24 protein-coding genes and 1 pseudogene are annotated in these 24,453 nt (G+C 71.0%); 5 read left to right on the top strand and 20 right to left on the bottom strand.

All coding sequences use genetic code 11. The features are described 5' to 3' along the window. Positions 1 to 7 precede the first annotated feature (7 nt). Together SZ55_RS05305 and SZ55_RS05300 are read right to left on the bottom strand one after the other, a co-directional pair. The gene (locus tag SZ55_RS05305; RefSeq protein ID WP_044402478.1) at positions 8 to 3,277 is read right to left on the bottom strand and encodes an acetyl-CoA carboxylase family protein; all 3,270 of its coding nucleotides are present in this window, start codon (positions 3,275 to 3,277) and stop codon (positions 8 to 10) included. Beyond that, positions 3,274 to 4,965, bottom strand: coding sequence for an AMP-binding protein (locus tag SZ55_RS05300; RefSeq protein WP_044402476.1), 1,692 nt, complete (start codon positions 4,963 to 4,965; stop codon positions 3,274 to 3,276). Before SZ55_RS05300 ends, SZ55_RS05305 begins: the two co-directional genes overlap by 4 nt. Before the next feature lie 190 nt (positions 4,966 to 5,155). On the opposite strand from SZ55_RS05300, the gene SZ55_RS05295 reads away from it, so the two are divergent. Beyond that, positions 5,156 to 6,103: a LysR family transcriptional regulator gene (locus SZ55_RS05295; protein ID WP_044402474.1), complete on the top strand. Its 948-nt coding sequence runs from the start codon at positions 5,156 to 5,158 to the stop codon at positions 6,101 to 6,103. 26 nt (positions 6,104 to 6,129) lie between these two features. Further along, positions 6,130 to 7,035, top strand: coding sequence for a phosphatase PAP2 family protein (locus SZ55_RS27050; protein ID WP_052807526.1), 906 nt, complete (start codon positions 6,130 to 6,132; stop codon positions 7,033 to 7,035). Between the two features lie 4 nt (positions 7,036 to 7,039). On the opposite strand, the gene SZ55_RS27045 is transcribed toward SZ55_RS27050, so the two are convergent. The 14 genes and pseudogenes from SZ55_RS27045 to SZ55_RS28995 all read right to left on the bottom strand — a co-directional run. Next, positions 7,040 to 7,426 (bottom strand): hypothetical protein, encoded by a 387-nt coding sequence (locus SZ55_RS27045; protein WP_052807525.1) that lies wholly within the window; start codon positions 7,424 to 7,426, stop codon positions 7,040 to 7,042. Positions 7,427 to 7,555: 129 nt separating this feature from the next. Continuing rightward, positions 7,556 to 8,923, bottom strand: coding sequence for an OprD family porin (locus SZ55_RS05280; protein ID WP_044402472.1), 1,368 nt, complete (start codon positions 8,921 to 8,923; stop codon positions 7,556 to 7,558). Between the two features lie 29 nt (positions 8,924 to 8,952). Next, on the bottom strand, positions 8,953 to 9,741 hold the full coding sequence (locus SZ55_RS05275; RefSeq protein ID WP_044402469.1) for an inositol monophosphatase family protein: 789 nt from the start codon (positions 9,739 to 9,741) through the stop codon (positions 8,953 to 8,955). A 13-nt stretch (positions 9,742 to 9,754) separates the two neighbouring features. After that, complete coding sequence (locus tag SZ55_RS05270) at positions 9,755 to 10,747, bottom strand: extracellular solute-binding protein (protein ID WP_052807524.1); 993 nt, start codon at positions 10,745 to 10,747, stop codon at positions 9,755 to 9,757. A gap of 20 nt (positions 10,748 to 10,767) precedes the next feature. Next, positions 10,768 to 12,399 (bottom strand): ABC transporter permease, encoded by a 1,632-nt coding sequence (locus SZ55_RS05265; protein WP_044402466.1) that lies wholly within the window; start codon positions 12,397 to 12,399, stop codon positions 10,768 to 10,770. Then, entirely contained in the window at positions 12,396 to 13,466 is a 1,071-nt protein-coding gene (locus SZ55_RS05260; protein ID WP_044402463.1) for an ABC transporter ATP-binding protein, read from the bottom strand. Before SZ55_RS05260 ends, SZ55_RS05265 begins: the two co-directional genes overlap by 4 nt. A gap of 175 nt (positions 13,467 to 13,641) precedes the next feature. Beyond that, on the bottom strand, positions 13,642 to 14,388 hold the full coding sequence (locus SZ55_RS05255; protein ID WP_044402460.1) for an AraC family transcriptional regulator: 747 nt from the start codon (positions 14,386 to 14,388) through the stop codon (positions 13,642 to 13,644). A gap of 228 nt (positions 14,389 to 14,616) precedes the next feature. Then, positions 14,617 to 15,504: a (2E,6E)-farnesyl diphosphate synthase gene (ispA, locus tag SZ55_RS05250; RefSeq protein WP_044402458.1), complete on the bottom strand. Its 888-nt coding sequence runs from the start codon at positions 15,502 to 15,504 to the stop codon at positions 14,617 to 14,619. Further along, positions 15,501 to 15,743 carry an exodeoxyribonuclease VII small subunit gene (locus SZ55_RS05245; protein ID WP_044402455.1) on the bottom strand — a complete coding sequence of 81 codons (243 nt, stop codon included), beginning with the start codon at positions 15,741 to 15,743 and terminating at the stop codon, positions 15,501 to 15,503. Before SZ55_RS05245 ends, ispA begins: the two co-directional genes overlap by 4 nt. Positions 15,744 to 15,911: 168 nt before the next feature. After that, positions 15,912 to 16,670 carry a sulfite exporter TauE/SafE family protein gene (locus SZ55_RS05240; protein WP_044402452.1) on the bottom strand — a complete coding sequence of 253 codons (759 nt, stop codon included), beginning with the start codon at positions 16,668 to 16,670 and terminating at the stop codon, positions 15,912 to 15,914. Between the two features lie 59 nt (positions 16,671 to 16,729). After that, entirely contained in the window at positions 16,730 to 16,981 is a 252-nt protein-coding gene (locus SZ55_RS05235; protein ID WP_044402449.1) for a DUF2790 domain-containing protein, read from the bottom strand. A gap of 108 nt (positions 16,982 to 17,089) precedes the next feature. Further along, positions 17,090 to 18,151 (bottom strand): HD-GYP domain-containing protein, encoded by a 1,062-nt coding sequence (locus SZ55_RS05230; RefSeq protein WP_044402446.1) that lies wholly within the window; start codon positions 18,149 to 18,151, stop codon positions 17,090 to 17,092. Between the two features lie 273 nt (positions 18,152 to 18,424). Next, complete coding sequence (locus tag SZ55_RS29000; protein ID WP_442963690.1) at positions 18,425 to 19,288, bottom strand: methyl-accepting chemotaxis protein; 864 nt, start codon at positions 19,286 to 19,288, stop codon at positions 18,425 to 18,427. After that, positions 19,283 to 20,038: pseudogene (locus tag SZ55_RS28995) on the bottom strand (MCP four helix bundle domain-containing protein); the annotation flags it as partial. The pseudogene SZ55_RS28995 and the gene SZ55_RS29000, both read right to left, overlap by 6 nt. A 317-nt stretch (positions 20,039 to 20,355) precedes the next feature. On the opposite strand from SZ55_RS28995, the gene SZ55_RS05220 reads away from it, so the two are divergent. Continuing rightward, the gene (locus SZ55_RS05220) at positions 20,356 to 20,589 is read left to right on the top strand and encodes a metal-sensing transcriptional repressor (RefSeq protein ID WP_044402440.1); all 234 of its coding nucleotides are present in this window, start codon (positions 20,356 to 20,358) and stop codon (positions 20,587 to 20,589) included. 7 nt (positions 20,590 to 20,596) lie between these two features. Here the strand turns inward: SZ55_RS05220 and SZ55_RS05215 are convergent, their stop codons facing one another. Genes SZ55_RS05215 through SZ55_RS05200 form a run of 4 tightly spaced genes read right to left on the bottom strand, consistent with a single transcriptional unit; the run spans position 20,597 to position 22,931 of the window. Then, positions 20,597 to 21,049 (bottom strand): DoxX family protein, encoded by a 453-nt coding sequence (locus SZ55_RS05215; RefSeq protein WP_044402437.1) that lies wholly within the window; start codon positions 21,047 to 21,049, stop codon positions 20,597 to 20,599. A 12-nt stretch (positions 21,050 to 21,061) separates the two neighbouring features. Further along, on the bottom strand, positions 21,062 to 21,805 hold the full coding sequence (locus SZ55_RS05210; protein WP_044402434.1) for an HvfC/BufC N-terminal domain-containing protein: 744 nt from the start codon (positions 21,803 to 21,805) through the stop codon (positions 21,062 to 21,064). Continuing rightward, positions 21,802 to 22,635, bottom strand: coding sequence for an MNIO family bufferin maturase (bufB, locus tag SZ55_RS05205; RefSeq protein ID WP_044402431.1), 834 nt, complete (start codon positions 22,633 to 22,635; stop codon positions 21,802 to 21,804). The genes SZ55_RS05210 and bufB overlap by 4 nt, the downstream gene beginning before the upstream one ends. Before the next feature lie 14 nt (positions 22,636 to 22,649). Next, positions 22,650 to 22,931, bottom strand: a complete 282-nt coding sequence (locus SZ55_RS05200) for a BufA1 family periplasmic bufferin-type metallophore (RefSeq protein WP_044402428.1) — start codon at positions 22,929 to 22,931, stop codon at positions 22,650 to 22,652. A 285-nt stretch (positions 22,932 to 23,216) separates the two neighbouring features. On the opposite strand from SZ55_RS05200, the gene SZ55_RS05195 reads away from it, so the two are divergent. Further along, complete coding sequence (locus SZ55_RS05195; RefSeq protein WP_044402425.1) at positions 23,217 to 23,807, top strand: sigma-70 family RNA polymerase sigma factor; 591 nt, start codon at positions 23,217 to 23,219, stop codon at positions 23,805 to 23,807. Continuing rightward, positions 23,794 to 24,435, top strand: coding sequence for a DUF1109 domain-containing protein (locus SZ55_RS05190; protein ID WP_044402420.1), 642 nt, complete (start codon positions 23,794 to 23,796; stop codon positions 24,433 to 24,435). The genes SZ55_RS05195 and SZ55_RS05190 overlap by 14 nt, the downstream gene beginning before the upstream one ends. Positions 24,436 to 24,453 lie beyond the last annotated feature (18 nt).

Genomic DNA, 24,453 nt, shown 5'->3' with positions numbered 1-24,453 from the left:
AGGCGGCCTACCAGGTATCCACGAACGACCGCCTGCCGCCTTCCTGTGCGGAAGAGGGCGCGGTGGCGTTGAGGCCGCGCAGGAGCCAGGCGCGGGTCTGCTCCGGGTCGATGACGGCGTCGATCTCCAGGAAGCTGGCCATGTTGATCGCCTTGCCGTTCTGGTAGGCCTTGTCGACCATCTTGCGGAACAGCCGCTCGCGCTCCCCGGCATCCTCCACGGCGGCCAGCTCCTTGGCGTAGCCCAGGCGCACCGCGCCCTCCAGCCCCATGGCGCCGAACTCGCCGCTGGGCCAGGCGACGGTGAACAGCGGCGAATGGAAGCTGCCGGCCGCCATGGCCTGGGCACCCAGGCCGTAGCCCTTGCGCAGCACCACGGTGAACACCGGCACCTCCAGCGCGGCGGCGGCGACGAACATGCGCGAGACGTGGCGCACCGTGGCCTGCTTCTCCGACTCCGGGCCGACCATGAAGCCGGGGGTGTCGCACAGCGACAGCAGCGGCAGGCCGAAGGCGTTGCACAGCTGCATGAAGCGCGCGGCCTTGTCGCCGGCCTGGGCGTCGATGGCGCCGCCGAGGTGGGCGGGGTTGTTGGCGATCAGCCCGAAGGGGCGCCCCTCGATGCGGATGAAGGCGGTGATCAGCCCCGGCGCGAAGGCGCGGCGCAGTTCCAGCACCGAGTCCGCGTCGGCCAGGGTCTCGATCAGCGCGCGGATGTCGTAGACCCGCAGGCGGTTCTCCGGGATGGCGTGGCGTAGCGCACGCTGGTCGGCGCAGCGCCAGTCCGCCAGGCGGCCCTGGAAGTAGGACAGGTAGCGCTTGGCGGCGGCCACCGCTTCGGCCTCGTCCTCCACCAGGATGTCGATCACCCCGTTGGGCGCCTGCACGGCGGCCGGGCCGACCTCCTCGGCAGTGTAGCGACCCAGGCCGCCGCCCTCGATCATCGCAGGGCCGGCCATGCCGATGCTGGCGTTGCGGGTGGCGATGATCACGTCGCAACAGCCCAGCAGGGCCGCGTTGCCGGCGAAGCAGCGGCCGGAGACGACGCCCACCAGCGGCACCTGGCCGGATAGCCGGGCCATGGCGACGAAGGTGTGGCAGTCCAGCCCGGCGACGCCGACGAAGTCCGAGTCCCCCGGCCGACCGCCGCCGCCCTCGGCGAACAGCACCAGGGGCAGGCGCCACTGTTCGGCGAGGCCGAGCATGCGATCGGTCTTCTTGTGGTTCATCACCCCCTGGGTGCCGGCGAACACCGTGTAGTCGTAGGCGATGGTCATGCAACGGGCGGCCTCGGCGCCGAAGGCGTCGGCGTTGACCGTGCCGATGCCGGCCACCAGGCCGTCGGCCGGGCTCTGCTCGATCAGCTCCTCCAGGCTGCGGCGCCGGCGCTGGGCGGCCAGGGCGAGGGCGCCGTATTCGATGAAGCTGCCGGCGTCGAGCAGGTCGTCGAGGTTCTCGCGGGTGGTGCGCTGGCCGGTCTTGCGGCGCTTGGCCACCGCCTGCGGGCGGCGTTCGTCGCGGGTGATGGCGTGGCGTTCGAGCACTTCCGCGAGGTCGGCGCGGATGTGCGCCAGGTCCAGGCTTTCCTCGCTGGCCACCGCCTCGCCGTCCACCTCTGCAGGCTCCAGGTAGAGCAGCGGCGCGCCTTCGAACAGGCTGTCGCCGGGCTGCACCGCCAGGGCGCGGACGCGGCCGCTGTGGCTGGCCTTGACCACGAACTCCATCTTCATCGCCTCCAGCACCGCCACCGGCTGGCCCAGGGCCACGCTGTCGCCTTCGGCCACGTCCAGGCTCACCAGCACCCCCTGGCTGGGGGCGAGCAGCGGCAGGCAGCCGGGTGGGGCGTCGATGCCGCCGGCCTGTTCGACCTGTGGGGCGGCGCTGCTGACGAACAGGTGCGGGTGGGCGCTGGGCTGGGGCGCCAGCAGCTCGGGCAGGTGGCGTTCGAGGAAGCGGGTGTCCACCGGCGCCGCCAGTTCGGGGCGGCGCAGCAGGTTCTGCAGCAGGTGCAGGTTGTTCGCCACGCCCTCCAGGCGGAATTCGCAGAGGGCGCGATAGGCCCGGCGCCGGGCGGCGGGCAGGTCGTCGGCCTGGACGATCAGCTTGGCCAGCAGCGCGTCGTAGCGCGGGTTGGTGGTGCAGCCGGCGTAGCCGTGGCCGTCCACCCGCAGGCCCGGGCCGCTGGGCGGCTCGTAGGCGCTGATGGTGCCGCCCGCGGGGCGTGTGCTGCCGTCGGCGAGTTGGGTCTCCAGGTTCACCCGCAGCTGCACGGCGACCCCGCGCGGGGCCACCGGCTCGTCCAGGCCGAGGTCCTCCAGGCGGGCGCCGGCCGCCAGGTGCAGCTGGGCCTGGACCAGGTCGACGCCGGTGATGGCCTCGGTGATGGTGTGCTCCACCTGGATGCGCGGGTTGGCCTCCATGAACACGAAGTCGCCCCGGGCCGGGTCCACCAGGAACTCGAAGGTGCCCAGGCCCCGGTAGCCCGTTTCGCCGGCCAGGCGCAGGGCGGCGTCGAGCATCCCCTGGCGCATGGCCGGGGCGAGGTCGACGGCGGGGGCGATCTCCACCAGCTTCTGCTGGCGCCGTTGCAGGCTGCAGTCACGCTCCCACAGGTGGCTGACGCGCTCGCCGTCACCCAGCACCTGCACCTCGATGTGCCGGGCGCCTTCGATCAGCCGTTCGACGTAGAGGTCGTCACGGCCGAAGGCGGCGCGGGCCTCGGACTGGCAGCGGGCGTAGGCCTCGTCCAGCTCCTCCGCCCGGTGCACCGGGCGCATGCCACGCCCGCCGCCGCCGGCCAGGGCCTTGAGCATCAGCGGGCCGTGGCTGGCGAGGAAGGCGCGGGCCTCCTCCAGCGAGGTGGGGCGGTTGGTGCCGGCGGCCAGGGGCACGCCGCAGCGCTCGGCCAGGGCGCGGGCGCGGGCCTTGTCGCCGAACAGCTCGAGGGCCTCGGGCGCCGGGCCGACGAAGCGGATGCCGACGGTCTCGCACTGGCGCGCCAGCTCGGCGTTCTCGCTGAGAAAACCGTAGCCGGGGTGCAGGGCGTCGCAGCCCTCGCGGCGGGCGATGGCCACCAGCTGGGCGATGTCCAGGTAGGCCGCCGGGCCCTGGCCGGCGAGGGCCACGGCGCGGTCGGCCTTGCGGGTGTGCAGGGCCGCGTGGTCGTCCTCGGCGTGGACGGCGACGCTGTCGATGCCCAGCTCGGCGGCGGCGCGGGCGATGCGGATGGCGATCTCGCCACGGTTGGCGATCAGCAGGCGTGCGAAGGGTCGGTTCACAGCAAGGCTTCCAGTTCGTTCTTCTTGATCTTCCCGGTGGCGGTCATCGGCATCGCCGGCAGCAGCCGCACCTCCGGTACTTTGTAGACGGCCATGGCGTCCTGGCACCAGGCGACCAGGCTTTCCGGCGTCTCCTCGGCGCCCGGCTTGAGCACGATGAAGGCCACCGGCTGCTGCCCGCGCTGCTCGTGAGGGCGGCCCAGCACGGCGCTGGCCAGCACGGCCGGGTGCTGGCCGAGCAGCGCCTCCAGCTCGCTGGGGAACACGCTCATGCCGTTGACCTTGAGCATCTCCTTGCGCCGGCCCAGGTAGCGGATGAAGCCGCGCTCATCGATCACCCCCAGGTCGCCGGTGTGCAGCCAGCCGTCGCGCAGCACCTCGGCGCTGGCCTCCGGGCGTTGCCAGTAGCCCTTGAGCAGCGAGGGCGAGCGCAGGCATAGCTCGCCTTCACGGCCCAGGGGCAGCAGGGCGCCGCTGTCGAAATCGCAGACCTTGAACTCGGTGCCCGGCACCGGCAGGCCGACGAAGGTGGGCGCCTGGCTGAGGTCGAAGTCGCCGTCCTGCAGGCCGTAGGTGAAGGTGTCGCAGGTGTGGGTCTCGGTCATGCCGAAGGCGAATTCGTAGAGGGTGCAGCCGGTGAGCTGGCGCCAGCGCGCGCGGTAGTCGCGGGTGAGTTTCTTGACGAAGGAGATAGCACCGACCCGGCGCAGGCTGGCGAAGTCGAATTCGCCGACGCGGGGGTGGTCCAGCACCTCGGCGGCGCTGTCCACCAGCAGGCCGCAGTGGCTGACGCGGTAGTGCTGCACGGCGGCCATGAAGGCTTCCGCATCCCAGCGGGCCAGCAGCACCAGAGCGCAGCCGGCGTAGACCGGGAACAGCAGGCCGGCGTTCTCCCCGGCGATCCAGAACTCGGGGAGGAAGTTGAGCATCACCGACTGCGGGTCCAGCCCGAGGGCCACTGGCACGAAGCTGGCGCAGGTGTAGAGCATGTCGCCGTGGGTGTGGATGCAGCCCTTGGGCAGGCCGGTGGTGCCGCCGGTGTAGTTCAGCGCGGCGGCGTCCTCCAGGCGCGGCTGGTGGCTGGGCGTCGGCGTCTGGCAGGCGGCCAGGGCGGGGTAGAAGTCCAGGCAGTCCTCGGCGCTGGCCTTGGGCGCCAGCAGCAGGTCGGGCAGCGGCAGGCTGGGCGTGGCCGGGCGCAGTTCGCCGAGGCTGGTGGCGATCAGCAGGCGCACCGGGGTTTCAGCTTGCACCGCGCGCACCACCGGCAGCAGCTGGTCGAAGCACAGCAGCACGGCGGCGCCGCTGTCGTTGAGCTGGTAGGCCAGCTCCAGCCCCTTGGACAGCGGGCTGACCGGCGCATAGAGCGCGCCGCACTTGAGGATGCCCCAGAAGGCGATGTGCAGCTGCGGGCAGTTGGGCAGGAACACCGCGACCCGGTCCCCCGGCACCACGCCGCGCTCCACCAGCAGGGCGGCGAAGCGGTCGCTCAGGCGGTCCAGCTCCGCCCAGTCCAGGCGGTGGCCATAGAAGTGCACGGCGGCGGCCTCGGGCTGGCGCCGCGCCCATTCGCGCAGGTACTCGGTGAGCGGGCGTTCCCCCAGCGGGTACTGGGGCGTACGGGGCAGGCCCTGGGGCCAGGCGAGCTTGCGGCGCTCGGCGAGCGCCTGCAGGTAGGCGTGTTCGTTCATGGGGCCTCGCTAGGGTTTGTTCTTGTGGTGCGGGGTCCGGGCATCCTAGGCAGCCCCCAGGGACGTGGGAACTGATGGTTGTTCATTCACGATCATGAATCTGCTGCATGGTTGGTGGAGGTGGCGCTAGGGTGCCGTGCATGACCGGTGCAGAGGGGCGGGCACCCTCCGTGAGCGTGGAGGCGCAACCATGAATAAGGAACATGAATGGCCAGCCCTTGGCCGTGTTGATCTGAACCTGTTCCGCGTCTTCGACGTGATCCACCGCGAACGCAACCTGACCCGCGCGGCGGCGGTGCTGCACCTCAGCCAGTCGGCCATCAGCCACGCCCTGGCGCGCCTGCGCGAGCAACTGGGGGACCCGCTGTTCGTCCGCGAGGGGCGCGGCGTGGCCCCCACCCCGGTGGCCCTGCGCCTGGCCCCGGTGGTGAGCGAGGCCCTGGCGCTGCTGCAGGGCGGGGTGGACCGGCTGCAGCAGTTCGACCCGACGCGGGACTCGCGCACCTTCATCCTCAACATGCCCGAGCAGCTGGAGCCGTTGCTGCTGCCGCCCATCGTCGCCGCCCTGCGCCCGCACCTGCCACGGGTCGGCGTGCGCAGCACCAGCGTGCGCTGGGGCGAATTGAAACTGGAGATGGCCGCCGGGCACATCGACCTGGCCGTGGAGGTGGCACGCCCGGCGGATGCCGAGCTGCGCCAGTGCCAGTTGCTGCGGGAGCCGCTGCGGGTGCTGGCCGGCCCGGCCTTCGTCGGCGAACTGGACGCCGAGCGCTACCTGGCGGCGCGGCACATCGCCGTCACCTCGCGGCGGCGCAGCATCTCGGTGGAGGACCTGGCCCTGGACAGCCTCGGCCTCTCGCGCCACGTGGTGCAGCGTTGCCAGCACTACCTCACCGCCGCACAACTGGCCGCCGGCAGCGACGGGCTGCTGACCGTGGCCGCGGCCTACTGCCCGATGCTGACGCGCATCGCACCGCTGCGGGAACTGCCGATGCCGCTGCCCCTGCCGCCGGTGACGCTGAACCTGTACTGGCACGAACAGGCGGCCGGCGAGCCGGGCAACCGCTGGCTGCGCGAGCGCTTGCTGGCCCAGCTCGGCGAGGGGCTTGCCGCTCCGCAGGTCCTCGCGTATCAGTAGGCGCCTTCCTCCGGAAAGGACTCGCCATGAACGAGCTGCTGCACAGCCTGGACTGGGTGCTGCCCCTGCGCAGCGACGCACTGACGCCGCTGATGCGCTTCTTCACCCTGCTGGGCTACGAGAAGTTCATCCTCTTCTTCCTGCCGCTGGGCTACTGGGCCTGGCAGCGCACGGTGTTCTTCCGCCTGCTGGTGCTGGTGGCGGTGACCGCGCTGCTCAACGCCTGGCTCAAGGACTACTGGCAGGACCCGCGCCCGGACATCGCCCTGCGCATGGACCACGAGGTGGGCGAGAGCTTCGGCCTGCCCAGTGGTCACGCGCAGCTGTCGGTGGTGCTGTGGTTCTGGCTGGCGCTGGAAGTGCGCCGCCTGTGGTTCTGGGGCCTGGCCTGCGTGCTGGTGGCGGGCATCCTGTTCAGCCGCCTGTACCTGGGCGCCCACGACATCGAGGACCTGCTCGGCGGCAGCGCCCTGGGCCTGGCGACCCTCGGCCTGTTCGCCCTGGCCAGGCGCTGGCGCTTCTGGCGCGAGGGCCCGGCGCTGGCCCACCTGGCGCTGGTGGTGGCGGTGTCGGCGGCCTTCGCGCTCACCTGGCGCGGCGAGCCGCCGAGCTATGTACCGCTGCTGGCGGGATTGATGCTGGTGGTGATCATCGGCTACCGGCGCGTGGGGTTCAGCGTGGCGGTGCCGCTGTGGCGACGGATGACGGCGGCGGTGCTCGGCGCGCTGGCCTTCATCGGCCTGCAGTGGGGGTTGAAGCACACGGGGCTGGCACTGCACTTGGAGGGCCCGGCCTGGCAGGCCTTCCGTGGCCTGGCCATCGGCACCTTCGTCGCGGTGCTGGCGCCCTGGGTGCTGGTGCGCCTGGGCTTGTTGGCCCCTGCGCCGGCACGGGACGAGGCGCCGGTCGACGCCTTGCCCCGCGCCGCCTGAGCCCTCAGGCGCTGCGTTCCACCCGCAGCGGGTAGGCCGAGCGCTCGCTCTCGCCCTTTTCCGGCAGCACCGCCAGGATCGACGCGGCCTTCGCCTCCAGGCGGTACCAGAGCCCGCGCGGGACCACATAGAGCGAGCCCGCCGGCAGGGGCTCGCGCACCAGCCCGATCACCGCCAGCAGGCTGATCTCCATTTCACCTTCCAGCACCTGCAGCAGCGCATCGCCCTCGGGGTGGCGCTGCCACGGGCCTTCGCCGTCCAGGTGGCCCAGCTGCACCGTGGCCGGGCCCGGCTGGAAGGGCGCGACCGGCTGCAGCTCGGCACAGGCCGGCGCGAAGGGGTGGGGTTTGGGGATGCCGTCGAGTACGGCCTGGATGGGGATCGCTTTCATGGGGGCCTCCCGGTGCGTGGGTCCGGGGACGTTAGCAGCCCGGGTGCCTCGGACGTTTCTGAAAGACCTGTACGGCCAGGCGATGCCATGCCCTCCACCGCCTGGCCGTCAGGGCATTTCAAGCACCCGTCAGAACAACGCCAGGCTGTAGGTGAGGAAGACCCGGTTCTGGTCGACGTCGGTGCTCGCCTGGCTGCGCAGGCTGGCGTTGCGCCAGGTGATGCCCAGGCCCTTGGCCGGTCCGGCCTGCACCACGTAGGCCAGGGTGAAGTCCCGTTCCCACTCGTGCAGGTGCCCGCGTTCGGAGCGGATGCCGCTGCCCTTGAGGTAGGCGACGTTGCTGGTCAGCCCCGGCAGCCCCCAGGTGCCGAAGTCCAGCCCGTACTGGGCCAGCCAGGTGCGTTCGCCGGCGCGGGCGAAGCTGTTCAGCTGGCGGTCGGTGATCAGGTAGACGTCGCTGCCGTTGCCCTGGTTGGGCTGGATGAAGTGGCTGTCGCCGCTCAGGCGCTGGTAGCCGGCGCCGAGGGTGTGGGCGCCGAGGCTCCAGCTGAACAGGGCGCTCCAGGCACGGTTGTCCACCCGGCCCCGATGGGCGCCGCTCTCGCCGTTGCCGGGGCCGTAGTAGCCGGCGGCGGTGTAGCCCTCGGCGCGGCCGCTGCGGCTGGCGTTGCGGCCCGTGGCGCGGGTGTCGAAGTGGCGCAGGTCGGTCTTCAGCGTGCCCAGGGGCAGCGCCTGCTCGTGGTTGAGGCCGACGAAGTGCTGGCGATAGAAGTCCTCCAGCTGGCCCAGGTAGTACTGCACCTGCAGTTGCTCGCTGACCTGGTAATCCAGGCCGAGGAAGTCGAAGGCGTCGCTGTGGCGGGCCGGCGCGGCGCTGACGGCGTTGCCGGGCTTGCGCGGGCTGTTGGCGCCGTTGATGGAGAGGTCGTCGCGGTGGCTCTGGGCGCGCCCCTTGGCCTGGCGCAGGCGACCGGCCAGCAGGGTGAGGTCGTCGAACTCGCGCACCGTCAGCTGGGCACCTTCGAAGGTCTGCGGCAGCAGGCGCCCGTCGTTGGCCTTGATCACCGGCAGGCGCGGGATCAGGGTGCCGACCCGCGCCTCGCTGGCGCCGACCCGCAGCTTGGCGGTGAGCCCGAGGCTGCTGAATTCGTCGCGGGCGCGGCCATTGTGCTCCAGGGGAAACAGCGCGCTGGGGGTACGGGCCTGGTCGGCCTTGCCGGCGCGGCCACCGCCGTCCAGGCGAAGGCCGAGCAGGCCGATGGCGTCGAGGCCGACGCCCACCGTGCCTTCGGTGTAGCCGGACTGGTAGTCCAGGCGCAGGCCCTGGCCCCATTCCTCGGTCTGGCCGGCGTGGCCGTCGCGGTTGTCCTGGTTGAAGTAGAAGTTGCGCAGCGACAGGGTGGCGTGGCTGTCGTCGAGGAAGCCGCCCGCCTCGGCCAGGCCCAGAGCGAGGGCCAGCGACAGGGCGAGGGGAAGGCGGAAATGGATGGCGGTCATGGCGTGTCCTCCTTGTGACCTCGGGCGGTTCAGGCCTGGTGCAGGCGTTCCAGGGCCTGGCGGTGCAACTGGGGATCGCCGGCGGCCAGTACGCTGCTGCCGGAGCCAAGGCCGAGCGGGCGGCCCTGCCAGTCGCTGATCACCCCGCCGGCCCCTTCGATGACCGGCACCAGGGCGCAGTAGTCCACCGGCGCCATGCCGCCGCCGTCGGCCACCAGGTCGATGCGCCCCCGGGCGAGGTTGGCGTAGGCGCTGCAGGCGGCGCCGTAGAGGCGCCAGCGGGTGGCGTCACGCAGCCGGGCGAAGGCTGCCAGGTGGGTGTCCGGCAGGCTTTCCGGGTTGCTGCTGGCCAGCAGCGCGCGGGCCAGCTCGGCGCAGGGGCGGGTGCGCACCGGCTGGCCGTTGAGCCGGGTGGGCTGGCCTTCCACGCCGACCCAGCGCAGGCCGGCGATGGGCAGGTCGACCACCCCCAGCACCGGGCGCCCGTCGCGGCACAGGGCGATCAGCGTGCCGTACACCGGGACCCCGGCGATGAAGGCCTTGGTGCCGTCGATGGGGTCGAGCACCCAGCTGTATTCGGCGTCGCGCTGGTGGTCGGGGTATTCCTCGCCCACCACGCCGAAGCTGGGCGTGTGGCGGGCGATGGCCTCGCGCAGTTCGTGCTCGATGGCGCGGTCGATGACGGTGACGGGGCTGGCGTCGTCCTTGTCCTCGAAAGGCTGGCCGTCCTCCAGGGCGGTCTGCCAGTGGGCCTGCAGGCGGGCGCGGGCGAGGTCGGCCAGGTGTTCGGCGGTGGCGCGGTGGTGGTGGGCGGTCATGTCCGGCTCCGTGTCAGAGGGCTTTGTCGAGGCCTTTCCAGGCGCTGAGGAAGGCGTCGCGGCCGGCGATGGCGGCCTGCTCGTCGGTGGGGAAGACGGCGATGTCCTTCAGCTCCGGCAGCTCGACATGGGCGCTGACCTCGATGTCGCTGCGGCTCGGCCGGCGGTAGGCCTGCTCCAGCAGGGCGATCTGGGTGTCGCGGCTCAGCAGCAGGTCGTAGAGGCGCTTGCCGGCCTCGGGGTTGGGGCCGTTCTTCACCAGCACCAGGGCCTCTTCGGTGACGAAGGTGCCGTCGGCCGGATAGACCAGGCGGATCTCCCGCTGGCCGCCGGCGACATAGGCGTAGGCGTTGCCCTCGAAGGTCAGGCCGACGGCGTATTCGCCCTGGGCCACCTGGTTGAGCACGGCGCTGGAGTTGCGCGAGACCACCAGGTTGGCGGCCAGGCGGCGGAAGTCGTCCTCGCCCAGCAGTTGGCGCAGGCCCCAGAGCGCGGTGTAGGCGGTGGAGGTGGCGGTGGGGTCGCCGACGATGATCCGCCCCTTCCAGGCCGGGTCCAGCAGGTCGCGCCACCGGGTGGGCTCCTTGAGGCCGCCGAGCTGCTTGCGGTTCACCATCATCACCACCACCTGGATGTTGGCGGTGCTCCACAGCTGCTGCGGGTGCTGGTGGGCCTCGGGGATGGCCTGGGCCTGGGGCGAGCGGTAGGGCGCGTAGAGCGCGGTGAAGGCGCCCAGGGTGTTGGGCTGGGAACTCCAGAACACGTCGGCCCGAGCCGCCTGGCCCTCGGCCTCGATGCGCTTGAGCAGGGCGGCGCTGGAGCCGTTGACCACGCCGATCTTCAGGCCCGGGTCGAGGCGCTGGCCGCTGTCCAGCAGGGCCTGCACCGCCGAGTCGTTGTTGGTGGTGTAGAGCACCGCCTGCTCGCGGGCGATGGCGGGTTGCAGCAGGTTGAGGGCGAGGGCGGCCAGCAGGGCGGGCAGCCGGTGCTTCCAGGTGGCGTTCATGGCGAGTCCTTCCTTGCGGTTCAGAAGACCTTGATGCGGAACACCCGGGTGGCGATGACCACCGGGACGAGGGTGAGCAGGACCAGCACCAGCCCGTAGGCCGCCGCCTGGCCCTGGAGGCCGGTTTCCACCAGGCGGAAGACCTGGATGGTGATGGTCTCGCGGCCGGCCGAGTACACCACCAGCGAGGCGCTCAGCTCGGCGACGATGGTGGTCCAGGTGAGCACTGCCGCGGCGGCGACGGCGGGCGCCATCAGCGGCAGCACCACCTTGAAGAAGGAGCGCAGCGGCGGCACGCCGAGGCTGATGGAGGCCTCCTCGATGGAGTCGGGGATGTTGTAGAGGGTGGCCGAGGCGCTGCGCACGCCGAAGGGGAAGCGGCGGATGACGAAGGCGACGACTATGATCGCCGCCGTGCCGCTGAGGGCCAGCGGGCCGCTGTTGAAGGTCATCACCAGGCCGATGCCGAGCACCGTGCCGGACATGGCCAGGGGCAGCATGGCGAGGTAGTCGATGGCCGGGGTGAGCAGGTTCTTCTTCTTGATCACCAGGTAGCTGATGACCACGCTCAGCAGGATGCCCACCAGGGTCGCCAGGGCGCCGTAGGCCAGGGTGTTGAGGATGGGTTCCGGGCTGCGCAGCAGGACCCGCTCCAGGTTCTCCAGGGAGAACTGGCCCCAGTGCATCACCGGCCCCCGCGAGCGGGTGAAGGCGCTGGCCAGCACCGTCAGCAGCGGCAGCGAGGAGAGCAGGATGAACAGCGCCGTGGCCGCGCCCAGCAGCGCGCCGCGTACCCCACGCAGGCGCTTAGCCGGGGCGCTGCGGCCCTGGACGATCTCGTAGCGCTTGCGCCCCACCAGCCAGCGCTGGAGGAACAGCACCCCGGCGACGATGGCGATGGACAGGGTGGCCAGGGCGCTCTGCAGGCCGGCGTTGGTGCCCATCTCGGAGACGAAGCTGAGGTAGGTAAGCACCGAGAGCAGCTGCACCTTGCCGCCCAGCAGGGTGGCGATGGCGAAGTTGCCCACCACCAGGGTGTACACCAGCAGCCCGGAGGCCAGCACGGCGGGTAGCACCACCGGCAGCATCACCTGCAGGCGCGCCTTGGCCGGCGGCACGCCGAGGCTCTGGGCGGCTTCTTCCAGCTGGGCGTCGAAGCCGCGGATGGCGGCCAGGGTGCCGAGGTAGATGTAGGTGTAGTAGACCAGGCTCATCACCAGCACCAGGCCGGGCCAGCCGTAGAAGCTGGGCAGGGCGAGGCCGAGGTGGTCCTCCAGGGCGCGGGTGAGCAGGCCGTTGTTGCCGAGGATCATCAGCCAGGTCTGGCTGACGATCACCTCCGGAACCACCAGGGTGCACACCGGCAGCACCGCCACCAGCGCCTTGCCAGGGAAGTCGAAGCGCGCGGTGACGTAGGCCAGGGAGACCCCGAGCACGCTGGCGCAGCCCGTCACCAGGGCGCCCAGCAGCAAGGTGTTGCCGAGGGCACGCAGGTAGCGCGGCTCGTCCAGCAACTGGGCCCAGCCACTGCCGCCGGCACCGGCCACGCTGCCGTGCAGCAGGTTGGCCAGGGGCCAGAGCAGGAACACCAGCAGCAGCCCCAGGGCGAACAGGGCGAGGAGCAACCAGGGAGAGGGCAGGCGCCGGTTCATTGGGCCACCACCCGGAGCTGTGCGGGGTCGAACTCCAGGCTCACCGGCTGGCCTTCGTGGAAGCCGTCGCCGTCGGTGCCGAAGCGGTCGACGCTGAGCTGCTGGGCGTCCGCCAGTTCGATGCGGTAGCTGGTGCGGTTGCCTAGGTACTGCTTGCGCCGCACCTGACCGGCCAGGCAGTTGCCGAGGCTCTGCCCGGCGGGGCGCAGGCGGATGCTTTCCGGCCGTGCCACCAGGTGCACCTCGGGCTCGGGCAGCGTCGTCTCGGCCCGGGCCTGCAGCGGTTGGCCGGCCACCAGCACGCGGATACCGTCGTCGCCGGCCTGTTCCAGCACCCGTGCGGCCAGCAGGTTGGCCGAGCCGATGAAGTCGGCGGCGTAGGTGCTGGCGGGGGACTGGTAGATGGCCTGGGGGCTGCCCAGCTGCTCGATGCGGCCCTTGCGCATCAGGGCGATGCAGTCGGAGAGCGCCAGGGCCTCTTCCTGGTCGTGGGTGACGAAGACGGTGGTGATGCCGATCTCCCGCTGCAGGTCGGCGATGGCGGCGCGGATCTGCAGGCGCAGCTGGGCGTCGAGGTTGGACAGCGGCTCGTCCATCAGCAGCACCTCGGGTTCGATGGCCAGGGCGCGGGCCAGGGCCACCCGCTGCCGCTGGCCGCCGGAGAGGGCAGCGGGGTAGCGCTCGGCGAAGCCGCTCATGCCGACCCGCTCCAGGTACTCGCCCACCTTGCGGCGCAGGGTCGCCGCGTCGGTCCGGCGGGCGCGCAGGCCGTAGGCGACGTTGTCGAACACGGTCTTGTCGGGGAACAGGGCGTAGTCCTGGAAGACCATGCCGATGCCCCGGCGGTGGGCGGGAACCTGGGTCATGTCGACGTCGCCGAAGACCAGGCGCCCGCCGCTGGGGCGGATGAAGCCGGCGATCACCCGCAGCAGGGTGGTCTTGCCGCAGCCGCTGGGGCCGAGCAGGGTGAAGAAGCTGCCGTCGGGGATGTGCAGGTCGAGGCCGTCGATGACCTTGATCCCGCTGCCGTAGCTGACGTCCAGCTGGCTGATGCTGATGGATGACATCGCATTTCTCCGTTCGCGTGTTTGTTCTTGTTGGCGCGGGGGCGGTGCCTGGGCGGGCCGCCCCGGGGTGTCGTTGCACCCCGTGGATGGGCCTACTGTGAACGGGGCGCGGGCGGGTGGCTTGATCGATTCGCCCGGTTGCGGTGCGCGGTTCGGCACAGCCGGGCGACCGGCCTCAGGCGCGGCAGCGCTCGCGGTACTGGCTCGGGGAGAGCCCGGTGAGGGCCTTGAACTGGCGGCTGAAGGCGCTGTGGTCGGCATAGCCGCAGCGGTAGGCGATCTCGGTGATGGGCAGCTCGCCGGCCAGCAGCTGGGTGGCGGCGCCCAGGCGCGCCTTGTGGATCATCTGCCTGGGGCTGAGCTGGAAGATGCGCTTGCACAGGCGGCCGAGCTGGGAGGCGGAGAGCCCGGCGATGGCGGTGAGTTCATCGAGGCTGATGGGCTCGGCGAAGTGCTCGCGGATGTGGGCGTCCACCGCCGCCAGGCGCTGGAAGGCCGGGTGGCTGGACTGCGGCGCCTGCAGGTCGTAGGAGATGCCGGCCATGCCGATGACCCGCTGCGCCGGGTCGCGCAGGGGCAGCTTGTGGGTCAGGCACCAGCCGGGCTTGCGGCCGGGGTAGAGGTGCAGTTCCAGCTGGTCGCTGAGCTGGTCGCCGGCTTCCAGCACCTGGCGGTCCTGCTCGGTGTAGAGGTGGCCGAAGCGGCGCGGGAACACGTCCTCGGCGGTGCGCCCCAGCAGCGGCGCCTTGTCCCTGAAGCCGCAGCGCTGGGCGAGGGTCTGGTTGACCAGCACGTAGCGGGCGTCCAGGTCCTTGACGAAGAACACCACGTCCGGCATCGCGTCCAGCAGCGGCGCGACCTGCTCCAGGCAGCGCAGCAGGCTGGGCAGGTCCGGGGCGTGTGAAAGGCATTCGAGCTGCATCGTGCATACGCCGGAGGCTGGCTGTCGGGAGGGTTCGGCCCGTCGGCCGCCGGTCCCGGGCGGCCTTGGGCAGTGAACCTAGCCCGGCCCGTTCGACGGACGCCAGAGGCCGGGCGCCCCGGGGAGGGGCGCGCAATTGCGTATTCACGAGGGGGAAGGTGGCCGCTGGTCCGGCCGGCATTTCCTGCCGAGGGGCCAGGCCCCGCACCCGGGGTGCGGGGCTGTCGATCAGCTGCGGCGTTCGACGATGTAGCGGGCCAGGGCGCGCAGCGGCTCGGCGGCCTCGCCCAGGGGGCGCAGGGCGTGCAGGGCCTGGTCGCGCAGCTCCAGGGCGTAGTCCTTGGCGGCGTCGAGGCCGAGCAGGGCGGGGTAGGTGGGCTTGTCGGCAGCCTGGTCCTTGCCCTGGGTCTTGCCGAGGGTGGCGGTGTCGCTTTCCACGTCGAGGATGTCGTCCTGCACCTGGAAGGCCAGGCCCACGGCGCGGGCATAGACCTGCAGGGCACGCAGCAGGGTGTCGTCGGCGCGGCCGCTGGCCAGGGCGCCGAGGCGCACGCTGGCTTCGATGAGGGCGCCGGTCTTGTGCCGGTGCATGGTCTCCAGGGCGGCCTGGTCGAGGCGGATGCCCACGGAGCCGAGGTCGATGGCCTGGCCGCCGACCATGCCGGCGGGGCCGGAGGCCCGGGCCAGGGCGGTGATCATGGCCAGGCGGGTGTCGCCGTCCTGCGGGTTGCGGCGGCGGTCGGCCAGCACTTCGAAGGCCAGCGCCTGCAGGCCGTCGCCGGCGAGGATGGCGCAGGCTTCGTCGAAGGCCTTGTGGGTGGTGGGCTTGCCCCGGCGCAGGTCGTCGTCGTCCATGGCCGGCAGGTCGTCATGCACCAGGGAGTAGGCGTGGATCAGCTCCACCGCGCAGGCGGCGCCGTCGGCCTGGTCGAGGTTGCCGCCGAGGGCTTCGCAGGCGGCGTAGACCAGCAGCGGGCGGACGCGCTTGCCGCCGTTGGTGACGCTGTAGCGCATGGCCTGGTAGAGGCGGTCCAGCTCGTTGGAGGGGGCGTCGAAGAGGGTTTCCAGGGCGGCGTCGACGCGCGCCTGGCAGCGGGCCTGGTAGGCGGCGATCATGCCGGCTCGTCCGCGTCGAAGGGGGCTTCCTCCAGCTCGCCGTCGCGCTCCAGCAGCATCTGCACCTTCTGTTCGGCCTGGCTCAGGGCGCCCTGGCATTCCCGGGTCAGGCGGATGCCCTGCTCGAAGGCGCTCAGCGAGTCTTCGAGCGAGAGTTCGCCGCTTTCCAGGCGTTCGACCAGCGCTTGCAGGTCGGCGAGTGACTGTTCGAAGTCGGGGGTGGCTTTCTTGCGGGCCATGGAGGGGTCTCGGGGGATTTCAGAACGGGCGGACACTAGCAGAGGCGCGGCCTTGCGGGCAATCGACGGTGGTCGTAGCGGGGTGGGTTCGGTGGCCGCGCAGGGCGATGGGTGCTCCCGGAAGCGGTGGATCGATGGAGCGCGATCCACCCTACGGGGCGCCGGGTTTCAGGGGTTGAGGAAGTAGTAGGCGGTCATCCCGGTGCCGACGGCGATGACCCAGGCGCGCAGCCAGGCGGTGGGCAGGCGTTTGGCCAGGGCGCCGCCGGCGTAGCCGCCTGCGCTGGCGGCGGCCAGCAGGACGGCCAGTTCGGCCCAGCTGACCCGGCCGGCGAGGACGAAGGTGACCACGGCGGTGCTGTAGATGGTGCTGGAGAGCAGGTTCTTCAGGGCGTTGGCGCGCAACAGGGGGTGCCCTTCGATGGAGAAGGCCGCCAGTTGCAGGATGCCCATGCCGGCGCCGAAGTAGCCGCCGTAGATGGCCACCAGGGTGTGGGCCAGGCCGCCGCCGAGGCCGTGGGGCGGCAGGCTGTCGGCGCTGCGGTGGCGGTTGACCCAGCGGCTCAGCCAGGGGCTGGCGGCGAACAGCAGGGTGGCGGCGGCCAGCAGCCAGGGGATGAGCCGGCGGAACACCGCATCGCCGCCGGCCAGCAGGAGCAGCCCACCGGCCACGCCCCCCAGCACCGAGAGCAGCACCAGGGGGATCACGTAGTGCCCGAGCGGGCGTAACTGCTCGCGGGCGGCCCAGCTGGCGGCCAGGCTGGCGGGCCAGAGGGCGATGGCGTTGGTGGCATTGGCGGTGACCGGCGGCAGGCCGGTGGCCATGAGGGCGGGGAAGGAGAAGAAGGTGCCGCCCCCGGCCAGGGCGTTCATGCCGCCGGCGGCGAAACCGGCGAGCAGCAGGAGGAAGCAGTCGGCAAGCGTCATGGAGCCCCGCAAAAAGGCGCGAGCTTACGCACCTGGGCGGCCTGGGGCAAAGCGCAAGGTCACTCGGCGAGGCAGGCGTCGGACTGCTTGGTGTAGGTGACGGCGCGGGTCTGCCCGTGGGTGTCGAGGTAGGTCATGGTCGCTTCCACCAGTTGGCAGGTGAGCGGGTGGGGCTCCTCGATGCTGAGCACCTTGGCGACGTCCAGGTCCATGCCGTAGGTGTACGGCACGGGCTTCGGCGGTGCGGCGAGGGCACTGGTGGCGAGGCCGGCGAGCAGGGCGCCGATAAGGAAGGTGGGTTGGGTGCGCATGGCGTTCTCCAGGCTGTGGAACAGGCCACTATGAGAACCCGCGCGCCGCTGCGGAAAAAGCCGTGGGCGGAGGAAGGGCTTTTCCGCAGGGCGTAACAATCGCGGCGGTCAGAGGCGGATCTGCTCCTGCTGGCGTTCGGCTTCGATCTGGTCGAAGCAGGCGCGCATGGCTTCCACCAGGCGCGGTTCGAAGTGACGTCCGGATTGCTCGAGGATGTGGGCCTGGGCGCGCTCCAGGTCCCAGGCCTGCTTGTAGGGGCGTGGGGAGCGCAGGGCATCGTAGACGTCGCAGACGGCGACGATCCGTGCCGCCAGGGGGATGTCTTCCCCGGCCAGCCCGCGCGGGTAGCCGCTGCCGTCCCACTTCTCGTGGTGGCCGTAGGCGATCTCGGCGGCCATGTCGATCAGCAGCGTGCCGCGCTCCTCGTGGAGGATGCCGTAGCCGATGTCGGGGTGTTTCATCATGGTCCGGCGCTCTTCGTCGGTGAGGGGGCCGGGTTTGCGCAGGATGTGGTCGGGGATGCCGATCTTGCCCAGGTCGTGCATGGGGGCGGCGAGGCGGATGGTTTCGCACCAGGTTTCCGACATGCCGATCGTGCGGGCCAGCAGGGCGGCGGAGCGGCCGATGCGCAGGATGTGCTCGCCGGTCTCGTCGTCGCGGTAGCTGGCGGCCCGGCTGAGCCCGCGTATGGCGGCGCGGTAGCTTTCGTTCAGTTGCTCGGTGCGCTCGCGCACCTCCTGTTCGAGGTGATCGTTGAGGTGCTGGAGGCACTCGGTGGCCCGGGCCAGGTGCAGGCAGTTGCGGATGCGCAGCAGCAGCTCGGGCAGGTCCAGGGGCTTGGTGACGTAGTCGTTGGCCCCCAGTTCCAGGCCACGGCGGCGGTTCTCCGGGTCGTTGAGGGCGGTGAGGATGATCACCGGGGTCCGTGCCCGGTCGCGGTTGGCCAGGGCCTCGAGGATGGCGAAACCGTCGGGCTGGGGCATGTCCAGGTCCAGCAGGAGCAGGTCCCAGGATTCGCGCTGCAGCCAGTTCAGCGCCTCCGCGGAGTCGGAAAAGCACACGACGTTGCGCAGCTTGAAGGCCTTCAGGCTGCACTCCAGCAACTTCAGGTTGTGGGCCACATCGTCGACGATGACGACCCGTGCATCGGAGGGGATCTCGGAAAACATCAGGTTGCTCCACGGCCCTTCGAATCGGGGCTTCGCCTGCTGATCATCCCGCCGGCTCGCAGGGCGGTCAGGTAGACCTTGGTCGCGCCCGGGCCAGCGGTACAGAAGGTATAGGCGGAAAATTCGCGGTTATCCCGTCACCGCTTCGCGTTGAAGGAACTGATTGGTGGCTTTTTGATGGCAAATGCCGCGTATTTGCAGCGACAGGCCGCGCACCCCGGCCGCCGTTGGGCGGGCCGGGGCGTAGGAGGTTTCCGACGAATGGCGCGGCTGCTAGAGGCGGAACGAGGACACCACCCGGTTGAGGTCGACGGCCAGGCGCGACAGGTCCTGGCTGGAGGCGCTGGTTTGCTGGGCGCCGGCGGCGGTCTGGACGGAGAGCTCGCGGATATTGACCAGGCTGCGGTCCACCTCGCGGGCCACGGCGGCCTGCTCTTCGGCGGCGCTGGCGATCATCACGTTCTGCTCGTTGATGGCGGCGATGGTGCGGGAGATTTCCTGCAGGCTCTGGTTGGCGCGCTCGGCCAGCTGGGCAGTGTCGCGGGCCAGTTCGGAGCTGTCCTGCATGGTCTGTACGGAGCTGGTGGCTTCCTGTTGCAGGCGACCGACCATCTGCTCGATCTCCAGGGTGGATTCCTGGGTGCGCTGGGCCAGCAGGCGCACCTCGTCGGCCACCACGGCGAAGCCGCGGCCCTGCTCTCCGGCACGGGCGGCCTCGATGGCGGCGTTGAGGGCCAGCAGGTTGGTCTGCTCGGCGATGGAGCGGATCACGTCCAGCACCTTGCCCACCTCCTGCATCTGCCGGGCCAGGCTGCCAACCCGTTCGGCGCTGGTGTTCACTTCGTTGGCCAGGGCGCTGATGGCCTGGACGGTGTCGGTCATCTGCCGGCTGCCTTCATGGGCGGCGGTGTCGGCCTGGCGCGAGGCGTCGAGGGTGATGGAGGCGTTGTGGGCGACGCCGTCCACGGCGGCGCTCATTTCGTTGCAGGCGGTGGCGGCCTGTTCGATCTCGTGGTTCTGCTGTTGCAGACCGCGGGTGGAGTCCTCGGTCACTGCATGCAGCTCCTCGGAGGCCGAGGCGAGCTGGGCGGAGGAGTCGGTGATGTGGCTGATGGTGCGGCGCAGGCTGTCCTGCATGGCGCGCAGGGCTTCCATCAGTTGGGTGGCTTCGTCGCGGCCCTCGATGGGGATCGGCCGGGTCAGGTCGCCGGCGGCCACGGTCTGGGCGACGCCCACCGCCTGGGCCAGCGGGCGCACCACGCTGCGCGAGAGCACCACCGCCAGCACGATGGCCAGTCCCAGGGCGCCGCCGAGGATCACCAGCACCAGGAATTTAGCCTCGTGGTAAGCCGCGCCGCTGGCATCGGCGGCACTGGTGGCGCCCTTCTTGTTGAGTTCGACCAGCGCCTGCAACGCCTCGGTCATCTCCCCGCCGTGCTGGTTGAGTACCACGTTCACCAGTTGCAGGGCCTGGTCCTTCTGCCCGGCGTCGAGCATGTCGAAGATCTTGCCCTGGGTTTCCTGGTAGGCCTGGCGTGCAGTGGCGAAGCGCTCGTAGGTGGCCTTTTCCTCCGGGCTGGAGATCAGCGGGCGGTAGGTGTCTTCCTTGCCCGCCAGCCTGGTGCGCTCGTCCATGACGCGCTGGCGGGTCTGCGGGTTGTAGTCGATGTAGGCCCGCAGGGTGGCGTTGCGCATCTGCATGGCGCTCATGCCCACGTCTTCCAGGGCGATGATGCTGGGCAGCCAGTTGGTCTGGACTTCCTCGGATCTTGAATCCATGTGCCCCATCTGCCACAGCGAGCCGGCTCCCACCGCCAGCAGCAGGAGGACGAGAGCGGCGAAACCGGCGCCGATCCGGGTGGAAACGCGGTAACTGCGAATGGACATGATTCGACTCCCCGTCGGTGGACTACTGGGCTATCGGCGGTTGCTCTACTCACTTAAGCCGAGGTTTCCCGGTCTGGCGAATCCGCAGGGCACGGTTGGCTGCGTTTCGTCGCCATACCCGGTTGGGTATGGCGTGTGGAAAGGCCCGTGATGTGGAGGTGGCGTCCGCCGAACGGCGTACGCAGGGTGCTGGTTGCCGAGCCTGGGCGGCGCTAACATCGGCCCCACGCCCGCCGCTTCGGTGGCCGTGATACCCCCGCCAGCCCTGATGGACACCCACCGTGAGCCGAAAGCGAGACACCACGCCCCAGGAAGCCATGCTCAACCGCCTTGCCCGTGTCGAGGGGCAGGTCCGTGGCCTGCAGGCGATGATCCGCCGGGGCGAGGAATGCGAAACCATCGCGGTGCAGTTCAGCGCCGCCCGCAAGGCACTCGACAAGGCCTACCAGGAGATGCTGGCCTGCCTGCTGGAGGAGGCTTTCGCCGAATCCGGCCAGGATGCCGAGGCCACCCTGGCGCGGGTCCGCGCCATTTTCACCAAGTACACCTGACGCCCTTTCAACGCAGGCCCAGGCGCCGGTCCAGGGACCAGGCGCCAGCGCCACGTCCCACCAGCACCAGCAGCAGGGCCGCCCACGACAGGTGGGTGGACCAGGCGTCCGGGTAGACGAACACCTGGATCACCAGGGTCATGACCAGCAGGGCCAGGGCCGACAGGCGCGTGGCCAAGCCCAGCACCAGCAGCAGCGGGAACAGGTGCTCGGCGTAGGTGGCCAGGTGCGCTGCCAGCTCCGGCGGCAGCAGCGGCAGGGCATATTCGCTGCGGAACAGCTCGTAGGTGCCGGGGGTGATGTTCAGCAGCCCCTCTACTTTGGTGCGGCCGGAGAGGAAGAAGACCGAGGCGATCCCCACGCGCACCAGCAGATAGAGGAGGGCATCCGGCAGCAGGCGTTGCAGGCCGTCGGCCAGGCGGTTCCAGCGTGACGGTCGGGCGGGGAGGGTGATGGCCATGGGGGCTCCGTTTCAATCGAGGAGGGAGAAGGTGCCGAGGGCCATCAGCCGGCCCAGCAGTTCGGTGAAGTCCAGCGCGGGTTCGCGGGCCAGGGCCTGGGCGGCGGCTTCGCCCAGGGGGAGGCCGGCGGCGCAGGCGTCGAGGAAGGTGCAGCCGCCGGGGCCCAGCACTTTGCTGTGTACGCCTTCGGGCGAGGCCACCAGCAGCACGCCTTCGCCGTGCCACGGCAGGGGTTCGGGCAGCGGCAGGCCTTCGCGGCTGCAGTGCCAGAGGGTGTGGATTGGCTGCTCGTCGAACCAGCGCCAGCGTGCGCCGGCCCGGGGGCGCAGGCACAGGGCATCGAGCGCTGCCGGGTCGTGGCCGGCCAGCCCGGCCAGGGTCAATGCCGGTTCCAGCGGTGCGGTGAAGGCCTCCAGCCAGAGCCATTCCAGGCGCGCCACCGTGGACAGGTAGGGCAGCTCGCGGGTGGCCGGCAGGCTGTCGAGGAAGTCGGCGAAGCCGGCGCCGTAGTGCACCAGACGCGCGTCCTGCGGGGGATGCTGCTCGGCGAAGTGGGCGGCGGCGGCGCGCATCCAGGCTTCGCCGACCAGGCGCTGGACGGCGGGGAAGTTGTCGCACAGGGCATCCACGCAGCCCTTGATCACGGTGTTGCGGTAGACGGCGAACGCCGGCTGGGCGCTGAGCGCTTCCAGGCCGGGGTGGGGGCGCTGGTAGAGCGCGTCAACGAAGGCGTCCTGGAACTCGGCGAGCTTCATGCGGCCTCCCGCGCACGTTGCAGCTGGGCCTGGGCGCGTGCCCGTTCGGTCAGCAGTTCGGCGAAGGCCGGGAGGTTGTCGTCCCGCTCGATCAGCGTCGGGCGCGGGCCGATGCGTTGCATCAGGTGGGCGTGCAGGGCCCACACGGCGTCGTCGATCGGGGCGTCGTGGCTGTCGATCAGCAACGGGCCGTTGGCGTCCTCGCTGTAGCCGGCCAGGTGCAGTTCCACCACGGCCTCGGCGGGGAAGCGGTCCAGGTAGGCGAGCGGGTCGAAGCCCAGGTTGTGAGCGCTGACGTGGACGTTGTTCAGGTCCAGCAGCAGGCCGCAGCCGGTGCGCCGGCTCAGCTCGGCGAGGAAGTCGATCTCGTCGAAGGCGTGGCCGTCCAGGCGCAGGTAGTGGCTGGGGTTTTCCACGGCAATGGGGCGGCCCAGGGCGTCCTGGGTGCGCTGGATGTTGTCGGCGATGCGCGTGAGCGCTTCAAGGGTACGGGGGAAGGGCAGCAGGTCGGGGTGGTACTGGCCGCGCCAGGCGGACCAGGCCAGGTGCTCGGACACCAGCACCGGCCGTACCCGGTCGGCCAGTTCGCGCAGGCGCTCCAGGTGCGCCGGATCCGGCGGGGCATCGGCTGCCAGGGACAGCGACACCCCGTGCAGCGATAGCGGGTGGCGTTCGGCCACCCGCTCCAGCCAGGCCAGGCGTGGCCCGCCGACCATGTAGTTCTCCGGGTGCACCTCGTACCAGAGCCCCTCGGCCTCGTAGGCCAGGGCCTCGGCGAAGTGCGCTGGCTTCAGGCCCAGGCCGGCGCCCAGGCGGTGGGTGACGGACATGGTCGGCGCTCCACTCAGCCTTTGATCGGGGTCAGCGAGCCCATGCCGTGAGGCGTCTTGATCGAGGTGCAGGTGCCGGCGGGAACGTTCTTCCAGGCGTCGCCCTGGTAGTCCTTCTTCGAGCTACCGGCGCAGCTGGTGCCGGCACCGGCCTTGCAGTCGTTCTGGCCGGCCATGGCCACGCCGTAGCATTTCTCCATGGCCCCGGCGGGCTTGGCGCTCATGTCGTCGGCGAAGGCGGCACCGGCGAGGGAGGCCAGGGCGAGGGCGGCGGTGGTGAGGGCGATGGTTTTCATGGAATCTCTCCGAAAGGTGGGATGGCCGCGACGCTGCGTCGCCGGCTCGTGAGAGAGTTCGTCGGCCTTGCGGAAACGGTTACAGGGGGTTCGAAATTTTTTTGCACGCCTGCCAACACCGCACCGGCTGGGCCCTGGAGCGCCTGCGGGCGTGCGCATGCGCGGGTGTGGAGATTTGCCCTGGCGCCTCCTAACGTATTAAAAACCGCCGCCACGACGGACCCTTGCCTGCCGTTCGTCGCCCCGAGCCACTTTTCCCGACCCCCGGTGTAACCCGACCCGCCCATGTCACGAACTGACCCTCAGGCCACCCTGGACCAGCGCGAAGCCGAGCTTCAGGGCTTGCTGCTGCGCGGCATGGCCGGTGATGCGGCGGCCTACCGGGGCTTTCTCACGGCACTGGGCGGTTATCTGCGGGGCTTTCTCCGCCATCGCCTGGCCAGCCGCCCGACCGATGTGGAGGACCTGCTGCAGGAGGTGCTGCTGGCGGTGCACAACGCCCGCCACACCTACCGCGCCGACCAGCCGCTGACGGCCTGGGTCTACGCCATCGCCCGCTACAAGCTGGCGGACCATTTCCGTGGGTTCGCCCGCCGCGAGGCCCTGCAGGACCCGCTGGAGGACAGCGAGCAGACGCTGCTGGCCGTGGAGGATGGGGAGCCCGCCGAGGCACGGCGGGACCTGGGGCGGCTGCTCGGGCAACTGCCCGACCGGCAGCGCCTGCCCATCGTCCACGTCAAGCTGGACGGCCTGTCGGTGGAGGAGACGGCGCGCCTTACCGGGCAGTCCAGCTCCGCCGTGAAGGTGAACATCCACCGGGGCCTGAAGGCCCTGGCGGCCCTGATTCGAGGAACGCAGAACGATGAAGACCGATGACCTGATCAGCCTCCTGGCCACCGCTGACCCGGGCGTCGACACCGGCGCCCTGGCGCGGCGCACCGGCCTGGCCCTGCTGGGCGGGGCCCTCGGTGCACTGCTGCTGATGGCCAGCCTGTACGGCGTACGCCCGGACCTGGCGCAAGTGGCCGGCACCCCGCTGTTCTGGGCCAAGCTGGCCTTGCCGGGCAGCCTGGCGCTGCTGGCGTTGTGGCTGTGCAGCCGCCTGGCGCGGCCGGGGGTGAAGGGCGGGGTGGCCTGGGGCCTGCTGGCCCTGCCGGTGGCGCTGGTATGGGTCGGTGGCGCCGTGGCGCTGGCCGGCGTGCCCGCCGAGGCCCGGCCCGAGCTGGTGCTGGGCCGCACCTGGCGCACCTGCGCACTGAACATCGGCCTGCTGGCGGTGCCCACCCTGGCGGCCATCACCTGGGCCTTGCGGGGCCTGGCGCCGGTGCGCCTGGGCCAGGCCGGCGCGGCCGCCGGCCTGCTGGCAGGCGCTACGTCGGCGCTGGCCTACAGCCTGCACTGCCCGGAGATGGACGTGCCGTTCTGGGGTGTCTGGTACCTGCTGGGCATGCTGTTGCCCACCGTGCTGGGGGCCGWGCTCGGCCCCCGTCTGTTGCGCTGGTAGGGCGCCTCCGGGGAAGAG

Origin of the sequence: Pseudomonas sp. FeS53a, from assembly GCF_000931385.1 — a bacterium.
In the GTDB taxonomy this organism is placed as follows: Bacteria; Pseudomonadota; Gammaproteobacteria; order Pseudomonadales; family Pseudomonadaceae; genus Metapseudomonas; species Metapseudomonas otitidis.
Note: the sequence above shows the minus strand (reverse complement) of the source record. Positions and strands in the feature narration are given on the sequence as shown.